The organism is Luteimonas sp. BLCC-B24, from assembly GCF_028550595.1.
Lineage (GTDB): Bacteria > Pseudomonadota > Gammaproteobacteria > Xanthomonadales > Xanthomonadaceae > Luteimonas.
Window position 1 is genome coordinate 156,144 of sequence record NZ_JAQQGN010000004.1, and the last position, 12,297, is coordinate 168,440.

The 12,297-nt window shown below is 68.1% G+C and carries 9 protein-coding genes; all 9 read left to right on the forward strand.

Annotated features, from left to right (window positions below; genetic code table 11):
* Positions 1-11 precede the first annotated feature (11 nt).
* The 9 genes from hrcA (at position 12) to greA (ending at position 12,293) form a co-directional block, all read left to right on the forward strand.
* Positions 12-1,064, forward strand: a complete 1,053-nt coding sequence (gene hrcA, locus PQS31_RS10535; protein WP_272762678.1) for a heat-inducible transcriptional repressor HrcA — start codon at positions 12-14, stop codon at positions 1,062-1,064.
* A gap of 40 nt (positions 1,065-1,104) precedes the next feature.
* Positions 1,105-1,647 carry a nucleotide exchange factor GrpE gene (gene grpE / locus PQS31_RS10540; protein ID WP_272762679.1) on the forward strand — a complete coding sequence of 181 codons (543 nt, stop codon included), beginning with the start codon at positions 1,105-1,107 and terminating at the stop codon, positions 1,645-1,647.
* A gap of 128 nt (positions 1,648-1,775) precedes the next feature.
* Positions 1,776-3,692 carry a molecular chaperone DnaK gene (gene dnaK / locus PQS31_RS10545; RefSeq protein ID WP_272762680.1) on the forward strand — a complete coding sequence of 639 codons (1,917 nt, stop codon included), beginning with the start codon at positions 1,776-1,778 and terminating at the stop codon, positions 3,690-3,692.
* A 128-nt stretch (positions 3,693-3,820) separates the two neighbouring features.
* Positions 3,821-4,957, forward strand: a complete 1,137-nt coding sequence (gene dnaJ, locus PQS31_RS10550) for a molecular chaperone DnaJ (RefSeq protein WP_272762681.1) — start codon at positions 3,821-3,823, stop codon at positions 4,955-4,957.
* Positions 4,958-5,746: 789 nt separating this feature from the next.
* The gene (gene dapB, locus PQS31_RS10555; protein WP_272762682.1) at positions 5,747-6,481 is read left to right on the forward strand and encodes a 4-hydroxy-tetrahydrodipicolinate reductase; all 735 of its coding nucleotides are present in this window, start codon (positions 5,747-5,749) and stop codon (positions 6,479-6,481) included.
* A 130-nt stretch (positions 6,482-6,611) separates the two neighbouring features.
* Positions 6,612-7,739, forward strand: coding sequence for a glutamine-hydrolyzing carbamoyl-phosphate synthase small subunit (carA, locus tag PQS31_RS10560; RefSeq protein ID WP_272762683.1), 1,128 nt, complete (start codon positions 6,612-6,614; stop codon positions 7,737-7,739).
* Positions 7,740-7,816: 77 nt separating this feature from the next.
* A complete protein-coding gene (locus PQS31_RS10565) occupies positions 7,817-8,293 on the forward strand; it encodes a hypothetical protein (protein WP_272762684.1) in 477 nt (158 codons plus the stop codon).
* Positions 8,294-8,533: 240 nt separating this feature from the next.
* Positions 8,534-11,803: a carbamoyl-phosphate synthase large subunit gene (gene carB, locus PQS31_RS10570; protein ID WP_272762685.1), complete on the forward strand. Its 3,270-nt coding sequence runs from the start codon at positions 8,534-8,536 to the stop codon at positions 11,801-11,803.
* Between the two features lie 13 nt (positions 11,804-11,816).
* Positions 11,817-12,293: a transcription elongation factor GreA gene (gene greA / locus PQS31_RS10575; protein ID WP_272762686.1), complete on the forward strand. Its 477-nt coding sequence runs from the start codon at positions 11,817-11,819 to the stop codon at positions 12,291-12,293.
* The last annotated feature ends 4 nt before the right edge of the window (positions 12,294-12,297 follow it).

Genomic DNA, 12,297 nt, shown 5'->3' on the forward strand with positions numbered 1-12,297 from the left:
ATACCGCCCGCATGTCCTCCGACGCCCATCACCCGCTCGATGCTCGTGCCAGGCAGCTGCTGCGCACCCTGATCGCACGCCACATCCGCGACGGCGAACCGGTGGGGTCGCAGACGCTGGCGCGGCATGCTGGCCTCGACGTCAGCCCGGCGACGATCCGCAGCATCCTCTCCGATCTGGAGGACGCGGGTCTGCTCGCCTCCCCGCACACCTCCGCCGGGCGCGTGCCGACCACCCAGGGCTACCGTGTGTTCGTGGATTCGCTGCTGCAGGTCAAGCCGCTGCGCGAACAGGAGATGGTGCGCCTGCGCGGCGAACTCAGCGCGGGCGGCGGCCAGCAGTCGCTGCTGGGCAGCGCGTCGGAACTGGTGTCGGCGATGACCCATTTCGTCGGCGTGGTCTCGGTGCCGCGGCGGGAGCAACTGGCGTTCCGGCATATCGATTTCGTGCCGCTGGACGGCCAGCGGGTGATGGCGATCGTCGTGTTCGCCGATCACGAGGTGCAGAACCGCATCTTCCAGACCCGACGCATGTTCGATGCGGGCGAGCTCGAACGCGTGGCCAACTATCTCAACCAGCACTGCGCCGGCCGGCCGCTGGCCGAGATCCGCGCCCGCCTGGTGGACGAACTGCGCAATGCCCGTGACGCGATGGAGGCGCTGCTGAGCCAGACCGTGGAACTGGCCGAGCACGCCCTGGTGCCCGGTGACGAGGACATGGTCCTGTCCGGGCAGAACCGCCTGATCGGCGTGCAGGATCTGTCGGATCTGGACCGGCTGCGCGAGCTGTTCGAGGCGTTCGCGCGCAAGCGCGAGATCCTGCAGCTGCTCGAGCGCACGATCCACGCACCGGGCGTGCGCATCTTCATCGGCGAGGAGACAGGCCTGGCCCCGCTGGAGGGGGTCTCGCTGGTGACCGCGCCCTATGCCGCAGGCGGGCGCACGCTGGGCGTTCTGGGCGTCATCGGGCCCACCCGCATGGCCTATGACCGGGTCATTCCCGTGGTGCAGGCCACCGCGAGTCTGCTCGGCGCCGCCTTGAATCCCGATCCGGCGGCCCCATAGCGGGTCGGTCGGCGGCCACACGCCCGCCCCGGAACCCGATATGACCCAGGAACAGCACGATCCCCAGACCCCCGAATCCGAGCACGCCCCGGCCGGACACGAGGCGCCGCCCGACGGCGTCGATGCGCAGCTCGACGAGCAGATTGAGCTGCTGAAGGCCGAACTGGAGCAGGTGCGCGCGCAGAGCCTGCTCGAGCGCGCGGACCTGGAAAACCAGCGCAAGCGTCTGGCGCGCGAGATCGACAGCGCCCGCCGGTTCGCCAACGAGCGTCTGTTGTCGTCCCTGGTGCCGGTGTTCGACGCGCTCGAGGCCGGTCTGGCCAACGCCTCGGACTCCGATCCGCTGCGCGCCGGCGTGGAACTGACCTTGCGCGAGCTCACCCGTGCCACCGAGGCCAGCGGCCTGGCGACCGTCGCGCCCGCGCCGGGCGACGCCTTCAACCCCGAGCACCACCAGGCGATGAGCATCATCGAGGCCCCCGGCGTGCCCGCCGGCGCCGTGGCCCAGGTGTTCCAGAAGGGTTACCTGCTCAACGAACGCCTGCTGCGCCCGGCGATGGTCGTCGTCGCCAAGGCCGACTGACGCGCCGCGCGCCTGCTCATTACCGGATGCGTCACACCGCTTGAACGCAGTGTTGCGTGTCCCCAGATCACGGTCATCGACGGCTCCGCCCGTCCCCCAGACAGACATTTCCTAGAGGAATTCCCGCAATGGCAAAGATCATCGGCATCGACCTCGGCACGACCAATTCGTGCGTGGCGATCATGGACGGCGGCAAGGCCAAGGTCATCGAGAACAGCGAGGGCGACCGCACCACGCCGTCGATCGTCGCCTACACCAAGGACGGCGAAGTGCTGGTCGGCGCCTCGGCCAAGCGCCAGGCCGTGACCAACCCCAATAACACCTTCTTCGCGGTCAAGCGCCTGATCGGCCGCAAGTTCAAGGATGCCGAGGTCCAGAAGGACATCGGCCTGGTGCCCTACAAGATCCTCGAGCACGACAACGGCGACGCCTGGGTGTCGACCAGCGACGGCAAGAAGCTGTCGGCGCAGGAAGTCTCGGCGCGCATCCTGGAGAAGATGAAGAAGACCGCCGAGGACTACCTGGGCGAAAAGGTCACCGAGGCGGTGATCACCGTGCCGGCCTACTTCAACGACAGCCAGCGCCAGGCGACCAAGGACGCCGGCCGCATCGCCGGTCTCGACGTCAAGCGCATCATCAACGAGCCGACCGCGGCTGCGCTGGCCTACGGCCTCGACAAGTCCGGCGGTGACCGCAAGATCGCCGTGTACGACCTCGGCGGCGGCACCTTCGATGTGTCGATCATCGAGATCGCGGAAGTCGACGGCGAGAAGCAGTTCGAAGTGCTGGCCACCAATGGCGACACGTTCCTCGGCGGTGAGGATTTCGACGCCCGCGTCATCGACTACCTCGTCGAGGAGTTCAACAAGGACCAGGGCATCGACCTGCGCAAGGACCCGCTGGCGCTGCAGCGCCTGAAGGACGCGGCCGAGCGCGCGAAGATCGAACTGTCGTCCTCGCAGCAGACCGAGGTGAACCTGCCGTACGTCACCGCGGACGCCTCCGGCCCGAAGCACCTCAACATCAAGCTCACCCGCGCCAAGCTCGAGGCGCTGGTCGAGGACCTGATCAAGAAGTCGATCGAGCCCTGCCGTATCGCGCTCAACGACGCCGGCCTGCGCAGCTCGGACATCAACGAGGTGATCCTCGTCGGTGGCCAGACCCGCATGCCCAAGGTCCAGCAGGCCGTCGCCGAGTTCTTCGGCAAGGAGCCGCGCAAGGACGTGAACCCCGACGAGGCCGTGGCGATCGGCGCGGCGGTGCAGGGCGGCGTGCTGGCCGGTGACGTCAAGGACGTGCTGCTGCTCGACGTGACCCCGCTGAGCCTGGGTATCGAAACCCTCGGCGGCGTGTTCACCAAGATCATCGAGAAGAACACCACCATCCCGACCAAGGCCTCGCAGACGTTCTCCACCGCCGACGACAACCAGTCGGCCGTGACCGTGCACGTGCTGCAGGGCGAGCGCGAACAGGCCCGCTTCAACAAGTCGCTGGCCCGGTTCGACCTCACCGGCATCGACCCGGCACCGCGCGGCATGCCGCAGGTGGAGGTGTCGTTCGACATCGACGCCAACGGCATCCTGCACGTCTCGGCCAAGGACAAGAAGACCGGCAAGGAGCAGAAGGTCGAGATCAAGGCCGGCTCGGGCCTGTCGGACGAGGAAATCCAGAAGATGGTCGCCGACGCCGAGGCGCATCGCGAGGACGACAAGAAGTTCCAGGAGCTGGTCGGCGCGCGCAACCAGGCCGATGCGCTGGTGCACAGCACCCGCAGTGCGATCAAGGACAACGGCGACAAGCTGCCGGGTGACGTGATCGGCAATGCCGAGGCGGCGATCGCCGATGTCGAGACCGCGATGAAGGGCGACGACAAGGCGCAGATCGAGGCCAAGTCGAAGAAGCTCGAGGAGGTCGCCCAGCAGCTCTTCGCGGCAGCCGCGGCGGCGGGTCAGGGCGGTGCCGACGCGGGTCAGGCCGAGACCTCGACGGCCGACGACGTCGTCGATGCGGAGTTCACCGAAGTCAAGGACGACGAGAAGAAGTAATCGGTGGACTCGTGCTTCGTGATCGGAACAGGCGGGGCCTCGGCTCCGCTTGTTCTGTCATGAATCATCGAATCGCGTCGCCTGCAGCTCCTTCGAATCACCAATAACGAATCACGAATCACGGCCTCATGACCAAACGCGATTACTACGAAGTCCTGGGCGTCACGCGCACGGCCACCGAAGACGAGCTGAAGAAGGCCTACCGTCGCTGCGCGATGAAGCATCATCCGGATCGCAATCCGGGTGATGCGGCGGCCGAGGCGGCGTTCAAGGAATGCAAGGAGGCCTACGAGGTCCTGTCGGACGGTGGCAAGCGCCGCATGTACGACCAGCACGGGCATGCCGCGTTCGAGCACGGCATGGGCGGCGGCAATGCGGGGCCGGGCTTCGGTCACGGCGCCGACATGGGCGATATCTTCGGCGACATCTTCGGCAACATCTTCGGTGGGGGCGCGCGAGGTGGCGGGCCCCGGCGCGGTGCCGACATCGGCTACGTGATGGAACTTGATCTCGAGGAGGCCGTGGCCGGCGTCGAGAAGCGTATCGAACTGCCGACGCTCGCCGTGTGCGACAGCTGCGACGGCAGCGGCTCGGAGGACGGCAAGCGCGAGACCTGTTCGACCTGCGCCGGTCGCGGCCAGGTGCGCATGCAGCGCGGCATCTTCACCATGCAGCAGACCTGCCCGCATTGTGCGGGGCAGGGCCAGATCATCGCCAATCCGTGTACGACCTGCCGCGGCGCGGGTCGGGTCGAGGACGAAAAGGTCCTGTCGGTCAAGGTGCCGGCCGGCGTGGATTCCGGTGATCGCATCCGCCTGGCAGGCGAGGGCGAGGCCGGCCCGGCCGGCGCGCCGCCCGGTGATCTGTACGTGGAGGTGCGCGTGCGCGAGCACGCGATCTTCCAGCGCGACGGCGACGATCTGCATTGCGAAGTCCCGGTGCGCATCTCGCAGGCGGCGCTGGGTTCGACCGTGCGTGTGCCCACGCTCGGCGGCGAGGCGGAGATCCGCGTGCCGGCCGAGACCCAGACCGGCAAGGTGTTCCGGCTGCGGGACAAGGGCGTCAAGTCGGTGCGCAGTCGTGTCACCGGGGATCTCTACTGCAAGATCGTCGTGGAGACGCCGGTCAATCTGACCGCCGAGCAGCGCGATCTCCTGGAGCGCTTCGAGAGCACCTTCACCAGCGAGAACGCCCGCCGGCATTCGCCGCGGTCCAGCACCTTCATCGACGGCGTCAAGGGCTTCTGGGACCGGATGACCTCCTGATTCGCCCGACGCACCACCATGTTGACGCCCGGCCTTCGCCGGGCGTTGTCGTGTCGGGGCGGCGCGCCGGCCCGGGCGATTCCGTCATCCACAATCGCTGTGGATCACCTGTCGACCATCGTGTGGATAAGCCATGCAAGTGGCCGCCCCGCGCCGGATTTCGGAATGTGATCAAAGTCTCGCCACCCTCGCGGCCGGTCCGCGCCGATGCGATAGCGCCCGCGTCGCGCCGGCGCTGACGAACCGCGTCGCGTCGCGCCCGGGCGCGCTGCACAGGGCGGACGCGACTTGACCTGGCGCCTCGGCGGCGCTAGCGCGGCAGCTGTCCACATCGGGTGTGGATGAGGCGTTGACAAAGGTGTGGATAAGCCGCGCGAGGCCGCATGCGGGCCGGCATCGGTTCGCGTGGTCAGGATTTGGCCAGGCGCGCAGGTGACTCCCTCACGTGACTCTTGATTCGCGCGGCACAGCGTGCATCGCAGCGCGGCGCGCACGGTCGATCGCAGGCGCGACCGGCCGGCCCCGGATCGCGCGCCACGGGCCCGCCGACGGTGTTGGCCGCATGCCAGCTCCGGCCGCCCGGCCGCCGCATGCGGAATGCGCGTCTCGCGGCATGTGCGCGCCGATGCCTGACGCGCGCCGCGCATCGGGACGCGTCCACCAGCGGGCGGGATGCCTCGTGTCGCACCCGTGAAGCGGGCGCGTGCGCAGACGGCGACGCTAGAATGGGGGCATGAACGACGTCGCATCGATCGCAGAAGTCCGGACCAGCGCCGCGGGAACGGCCGCGTGAGCGCGCCCGTGCGTGTCCTCGTCCAAGGCGCGTCCGGACGCATGGGGCAAGCGCTGCTGCGCCTGGCACGCGCGCGGACCGACCTGCAGGTGGTCGGCGCGGTCTCCGGCAGTGCGCCGCGGCAGCGTGTCGTCGACGGCGTCCCGTATTTCGGCGGCTCGGAACTGGGCGGCGTGCCGACCTTCGATGTCGCGATCGACTTCAGTCTGCCGCAGGGGTTCGATGCGATTCTCGCGCTGTGCGAGCGCCGCGGCGCGGCCCTGGTCTCCGGCACGACCGGCGTGTCCGGCGCGCAGTACCACGCACTCGACGCTGCGGCGGCGCGCATTCCCGTCGTCTGGGCATCGAATTTCAGTCTGGGCGTCGCGGTGCTCGAGGACCTCGTGCGCCGGGCGGCCGCGCTGCTGCCGGGCTGGGATTGCGACATCGTGGAATCGCACCACACGCGCAAGCTCGATGCGCCGTCGGGCACGGCGCTGACCCTGGGCGAGGCGGCGGCCGCGCACGGCGCGCAGCCCCGCTACGCATCGCTGCGCGCGGGCGACATCGTCGGCGAACACCTCGTGCAGTTCACCGGCATCGGCGAACGCGTCGAGCTGGTGCATCGCGCCGGCAATCGCGACATTTTCGCGGCCGGTGCCTTGCACGTGGCCCAGCGTCTGGCCGGTCGCGCACCGCAGCGCTACGCGGTCGCCGAGCTGCTCGCGCCCGCGCCCGACGCGCCGCGCTGAACCGGCGCCTCGCGGCGCTGGCGTGAACGCGGGCGCGCCGGTACAATTCTCGCTCGCCTGAACCCCGAACCTCCGGACCGGTTACCACCGCTCTGGCGGTTTCCTGCAACCTGACGTAGGCGAAGACCTCGTGACTGAATCCGCAATCCTCGTCCTTGAAGACGGCACCGTATTCGAGGGCGTTTCCGTGGGCGCTGCCGGCCTGTCGGTCGGCGAAGTGGTGTTCAACACCGCCATGACCGGCTACCAGGAAGTGCTGACCGATCCGTCGTATGCGCGCCAGCTGGTGACGCTGACCTATCCGCACATCGGCAACACCGGTTGCACCGACCAGGACGACGAAGCCGCCAAGGTCTGGGCCTCGGGCCTGATCGTGCGCAACGTGCCCCGGCGCCCGAGCAGCTGGCGCAGCGCGGTCTCGTTGCCCGAATGGCTGCGCGCGCGCGGCATCGTCGCGATTTCCGAGATCGACACCCGCAAGCTGACGCGCCTGCTGCGCGACCGCGGTGCGATGAACGGTGCCGTGATGGCCGGCGACGTGGACGTCGATCAGGCGCTCGAAGCCGCCCGCAAGTTTCCGGGCCTCAAGGGCATGGATCTGGCGAAGGACGTCAGCACGACCGAGCGCTACGGCTGGACGGACGGCCCGCTGGATCTCGACGCGAATGCATTCGTGCAGACGCCGCCGAAGTTCAAGGTCGTGGCCTACGACTACGGGGTCAAGACCAACATCCTGCGCATGCTGGCCGAGCGCGGCTGCGCGTTGACGGTGGTGCCGGCGCAGACGCCCGCATCCGACGTGCTGGCGCTGAAGCCCGACGGCGTGTTCCTGTCGAACGGCCCCGGCGATCCGGCGCCCTGCGATTACGCGATCGATGCGATCCGGACCCTCATCGACGCGAAGATTCCCACGTTCGGCATCTGCCTCGGCCACCAGCTGCTGGCGCTGGCCGCCGGCGCGCAGACGCTGAAGATGCCGCACGGGCATCACGGCGCGAACCACCCGGTGCAGGATCTCGACTCGGGCAAGGTGCTGATCACGTCACAGAACCACGGCTTCGCGGTGGACGAGGCGTCGCTGCCGGCCAATGTGCGCGTCACCCACCGCTCGCTGTTCGACGGCACCAATCAGGGCATCGAACTCACCGACGCACCGGCGTTCTCGTTCCAGGGCCATCCCGAAGCCAGTCCGGGTCCGCACGACGTGGCGCCGCTGTTCGATCGCTTCGTGGCGCAGATGGGTGCCGACCGCGCATGAGTGCAAGGTACGCCTTCGGGCTCGCCGCGCTGCTCGCCTGCGCTCACGTGCAGGCCGCGCCCGCATCGGAGGGCGGCGTGGCCGCGTTGTTCGAGCGTCTCGGTCTGGACGCGCTGGGTGAGAACATCGCCCGCGACATGGTGGTCTTGATACCGCCGTTCCACGACCAGGACGAAGCGACGCGGCAATGCGCCGCTGGCCCCCTGAAGGGGCTGGTCCTCGGCCACATGCGGGACATGTTCGTGTCCACCCTGGGGCCGGATGGCGCCGAACACCTGGCGGCGTGGGATGCGTTTCTGCAGACCTCAGCCGGTGCGCGCATCGGCGATCTGGTGACCGCCAACATGCGCGCCGGGGCGATCCTGCCGTTGCCTGACGACATGACAGCGGGCGACGCGGCGGAGGCGGAGATGTTCATGCGCAGCGATGCGTTCCGCGCCTTCGTCCTCGGGTTCGACCAGCGCCGCGACTTCTCACCCAAGCGGGTGCAGGCCGCTGTCGATGAACTCGAGCACAAGTGCGGCCTCGTCGTGCCGTCCAAGATGTTGTCCTGATCGTGCGCGCCTCCGCTCACCACGGTGTTGCCCTCGGCGCGTCACTGCTGCGCTCGCCGGAGGGTGCTGCCGCCCGGCCGGGCGCGTTGCCCGCACGCGGTGTCGGCTACCAGGCGCGCGACACCCGCGCTTCGGCCGGTCGTGATGCCGCCATGCAGGGACGCCGTCCTTCCAGAAGTTCCATCCTGATCGACCGCGTGCGATCGCCCTTCGACACGCCGTACCGACTTAGAGAAGACCATGCCCAAGCGCACTGACATCAAGACGATCCTCATCATCGGCGCCGGACCGATCGTCATCGGCCAGGCCTGCGAGTTCGACTATTCCGGCGCGCAGGCGTGCAAGGCGCTGCGCGAGGAGGGTTACCGGGTGGTCCTGGTCAACTCGAATCCCGCGACGATCATGACCGACCCCGAGACCGCGGACGCGGTCTACATCGAGCCGATCAACTGGCAGACGGTCGAGAAGATCATCGCCAAGGAGAAGCCCGACGCGCTGCTGCCGACGATGGGCGGCCAGACCGCGCTCAACTGCGCGCTCGATCTCGCCGATCACGGCGTGCTCGAGAAGTACGACGTCGAGCTGATCGGCGCCAAGCGCGAGGCCATCCGCATGGCCGAAGACCGCGAGTTGTTCCGCGTGGCGATGGGCGAGATCGGCCTGGAATGCCCGCGCGCGGCAGTGGCGCACACGCTGGAGGAAGCGCTCGAGATCCAGACGCGCGTGGGCTATCCGACGATCATCCGTCCGAGCTTCACCCTGGGCGGCTCGGGTGGCGGCATCGCCTACAACCGCGAAGAACTGATCGAGATCGTCAACCGCGGTCTGGAGCTGTCGCCCACGACCGAAGTGCTGGTCGAGGAATCGGTGCTGGGCTGGAAGGAGTTCGAGATGGAAGTGGTCCGCGACACCGCGGACAACTGCATCATCGTCTGCTCGATCGAGAACCTCGATCCGATGGGCGTGCACACCGGCGACTCGATCACCGTCGCGCCGGCGCAGACACTCACCGACAAGGAATACCAGCGCCTGCGCAATGCGTCGGTGGCCGTGCTGCGCAAGATCGGCGTCGATACCGGCGGCTCGAACGTGCAGTTCGGTATTAATCCGAAGGACGGCCGCGTCGTCGTCATCGAGATGAATCCGCGCGTGTCGCGGTCGTCGGCGCTGGCGTCGAAGGCCACGGGCTTTCCCATCGCCAAGGTCGCGGCCAAGCTCGCGGTCGGCTACACGCTCGACGAGCTCAGGAACGAGATCACCGGTGGCAAGACGCCGGCGTCGTTCGAGCCGTCGATCGACTACGTCGTCACCAAGATTCCGCGCTTCGCGTTCGAGAAGTTTCCGGCCGCCGACGCGCGCCTGACCACGCAGATGAAGTCCGTCGGCGAGGTGATGGCCATGGGCCGCACCTTCCAGGAATCGATGCAGAAGGCGCTGCGCGGTCTCGAGACCGGCAAGGTGGGCTTCGACCCGACCGGTCTCGACCTCGACAACGAGGACGACCTGGCCACGCTGCGCCGCGAAGTGCGCGAGCCGGGCCCGGAGCGCCTGTTCTATCTGGCGGATGCGTTCCGCGCTGGCCTGTCGGTCGACGACGTCTATGGTCTGTCGTACGTGGATCACTGGTTCCTCGACCAGATCGAGGACCTGGTGGCGACCGAGGCCGACGTGGCGGCCGCCGGCATCGACGCCCTGGACGAACGACGCCTGCGTGCGCTCAAGCGCATGGGCTTCTCCGATGCGCGTCTGGCCCAGCTGCTGGGCACCGACGAGCAGGCGATCCGCGCCCTGCGCCGCGCGTTCGGCGTGCGTCCGGTCTACAAGCGCGTCGACTCCTGCGCGGCCGAGTTCGCCACCGACACCGCCTATCTGTATTCGACCTACGAGGACGAGTGCGAGGCGCAGCCGACCGGTCGCGACAAGATCATGGTGCTCGGCGGCGGTCCCAACCGCATCGGCCAAGGCATCGAGTTCGACTACTGCTGCGTGCACGCCGCGCTCGCGCTGCGCGAGGACGGGTACGAGACCATCATGGTCAACTGCAACCCGGAAACCGTGTCCACCGACTACGACACCTCCGACCGCCTGTACTTCGAACCGCTGACCCTCGAAGACGTGCTGGAGATCGTCGAGGTCGAGAAGCCCAAGGGCGTGATCGTGCAGTACGGCGGCCAGACGCCGCTCAAGCTCGCACGTGCGCTCGAGGCCAACGGCGTGCCGATCATCGGCACGTCGCCCGATTCGATCGATCTGGCCGAGGACCGCGAGCGCTTCCAGAAGCTGGTCGACGAGCTGGGCCTGAAGCAGCCGCCCAACCGCACCGCGCGCAATCCCGAGGAGGCGCTGGTGCTGGCGCGCGAGATCGGCTATCCGCTGGTCGTGCGCCCGAGCTACGTGCTCGGCGGCCGCGCGATGGAAGTCGTGCACGCCGACGCCGACCTCGCGCGCTACATGCGCGACGCGGTCAAGGTCTCCAACGACTCGCCGGTGCTGCTCGACCGCTTCCTCGACAACGCGGTGGAAGTGGACATCGACGTGATCGCCGACAAGGACGGCAACGTGCTGATCGGCGGCGTCATGGAGCACATCGAGGAAGCCGGCGTGCATTCGGGCGATTCGTCCTGCTCGCTGCCGCCGTACTCGCTGTCCGACGATGTGCAGGCCCGCCTGCGCGAACAGGTCGTCGCCCTGGCGCGCAAGCTCAAGGTCGTCGGTCTGATGAACACCCAGTTCGCGGTGCAGACCAGCGACGAGGGTGAGGAGACGATCTACCTGCTGGAAGTGAACCCGCGCGCCTCGCGCACCGTGCCGTTCGTGTCCAAGGCGATCGGCAAGCCGCTGGCGAAGATCTCGGCGCGCTGCATGGCCGGCAAGACGCTGGCCGAGCAGGGCGCGACCGAGGAGATCGTGCCGTCGTACTACTCGGTGAAGGAAGCGATCTTCCCGTTCGCCAAGTTCCAGAACGTCGATCCGATCCTGGGCCCTGAAATGCGCTCGACCGGTGAGGTCATGGGCGTGGGCGAGAGCTTCGGCGCGGCGTTCGCGCGTGCGCAGGAGGCGGCGAGCATCAAGACCCCGCCGACCAGCGGCAAGGTGTTCGTCTCGGTGCGCGATCCGGACAAGAAGCGCGTGCTCAGCGTCGCCCGCGACATCATCGCGCGCGGCTACAGCATCGTCGCGACCGCCGGCACGGCAGCGTGGCTGCGCGAGCACGACATCGCCTGCGAGCAGATCAACAAGGTGGTCGAGGGCCGCCCGCACGTGGTGGATCTGATCAAGAACGGCGAGATCGCCTACATCGTCAACACCACCGAGGGCAAGCAGGCGATCGCCGACTCGTTCTCGATCCGCCGCGAGGCGCTGCAGCACCGGGTGACGTATTCCACCACGGTGGCCGGTGCCCGGGCCCTGCTGCATTCGCTGGACTATCGTGGCAGCGGCCCGGTGTGGTCGCTGCAGGAACTGCACGCGCAGCTGGAAGGCCGCGCGGCAGACACATCAACCCACTGACGGAGGCACGCCCATGCGCGCACCCATGACCCTGCGCGGCGCCCAGCGCCTGCGCGAAGAACTCGAAGAACTCAAGTCCGTGAAGCGCCCGGCGGTGATCGAAGCGATCGCCGAAGCGCGCGCGCACGGCGACCTGAAGGAAAACGCCGAGTACCATGCGGCCCGCGAGCAGCAGAGCTTCATCGAAGGCCGCATCAAGCAGCTGGAGAGCGAGCTGTCGCACGCGGACATCATCGACGTCGCCAAGCTCAATGCCGGCGACAAGGTGGTGTTCGGCGCCACGGTCGTCATCGCCGATGCCGAGACCGACGAGGAACGGCGCTACCAGATCGTCGGCGACCTCGAAGCGGACATCAAACAGGGCCTGATCGCGATTTCCTCGCCGGTGGCCCGCGCGATGATCGGCAAGCACGAGGGCGACAGCATCAGCATCGATGCGCCCGGCGGCACGCGCGACTACGACATCATCAGCGTCGAGTACGCCGGCTGAGCCG